This window comes from Sphingobacterium phlebotomi, assembly GCF_008180195.1.
GTDB classification, from domain to species: domain Bacteria; phylum Bacteroidota; class Bacteroidia; order Sphingobacteriales; family Sphingobacteriaceae; genus Sphingobacterium; species Sphingobacterium phlebotomi.
The window spans coordinates 1-1,233 of record NZ_VTAV01000043.1 but is presented as its reverse complement, the minus strand read 5'-3'; the positions used below and the strand labels follow the sequence as shown (position 1 = coordinate 1,233).

Here is a 1,233-nt window from a genome sequence, read left to right as displayed (position 1 = left end):
TGTAAATCGTCAGCAAAAAGTGGACACGATATTTTAAAAACTTAAGGAGTGTTTTCATCAAAAACGTTAGATTTAATTATGGGAACATCAAAGAAGAAGAGCACGGAATCATTTGTAAAAGACATTCGTAAGAATACGCGCAGGATCTTTACCGCCGAACAGAAGATTTTGATCGTTATGGAGGGTCTTAGAGCCGAGACCTCTGTGGCAGAATTGTGCAGAAAGCACAGCATCGCCCAGTCCCAGTTCTACGCCTGGAACAAAGAGTTTATGGAAGCTGGCAAGAAGCGTCTGAACGGGGATGTGACCAGAGAAGCAACTAGTGATGAGGTCTCCGAACTGAAGAAAGAGAATGCTCGTTTGAAAGAGATGGTAGCCGACTTGGTACTGCGTTACGATATCGTAAAAAAAAGTTTGGACATGCTGGATTAATCCATAAATACCGAAAATATATGAGATTATCAGCGGCAGAAAAATACGAGATCATACAAAGCGCCACCACTAGTGACATCGGTGTGAAGCGGACACTGGAAAGCTTCGGCATCCATAGAAGTACATTCTACAAATGGTATCAGAAGTATCTTCAGAACGGTTATGACGGACTGAAACAAGGCCATCGAGTATCTAGAAGACAATGGAACAGCATTCCGGAAGAACAAAAAGATCTGGTGGTTGCAGTTGCTTTGGATCACACGGAATTATCCTCCCGGGAACTAGCCCACAAAATCACCGATGAACAAGGTGTGTTCATATCAGAATCCAGTGTCTATCGGATATTGAAACAGCGGGATCTGATCCCCGCACCGAACCATATCCTTATCTCAGCAGCAAATGAGTTCAAGGATAAAACCAGCTTTGTGCACCAGATGTGGCAGACCGACTTTACCTATTTTAAGATTGTCGGTTGGGGATGGTACTATCTGAGCACGGTTCTGGACGATTACAGCCGCTACATTATCCATTGGGAGCTGTGCGATTCAATGAATGCAGAAGATGTGAAAAGAACGGTAAATACAGCCATTGAGAAAGCAAGACTAAAATCGAAAGCCAAACCAAAGTTGCTGTCAGATAACGGCCCTTGTTATGTTTCAAACGAGCTAAAAACATATCTCAAAGAGGATATGAAGATGAAGCAGGTTCACGGCAGACCGATGCATCCGCAGACACAGGGGAAAATTGAACGGTATCACAGAACGATGAAAAACGTAGTGAAATTAAACCACTTTTACCATC

The 1,233-nt window shown here is 43.1% G+C and carries 2 protein-coding genes; both read left to right on the top strand.

What is annotated here, in order from left to right:
* Window positions 1-78 precede the first annotated feature (78 nt).
* Window positions 79-432: a transposase gene (locus FXV77_RS21870; protein WP_148921373.1), complete on the top strand. Its 354-nt coding sequence runs from the start codon at window positions 79-81 to the stop codon at window positions 430-432.
* Between the two features lie 20 nt (window positions 433-452).
* The coding region (locus FXV77_RS21865) for a DDE-type integrase/transposase/recombinase (protein ID WP_148921372.1) at window positions 453-1,233 on the top strand (781 nt) is incomplete at its 3' end.

Coding starts and splice junctions, on each gene's coding strand:
- FXV77_RS21870 (WP_148921373.1), top strand. CDS start 79: ATGGGAACATCAAAGAAGAAGAGCACGGAATCATTTGTAAAAGACATT.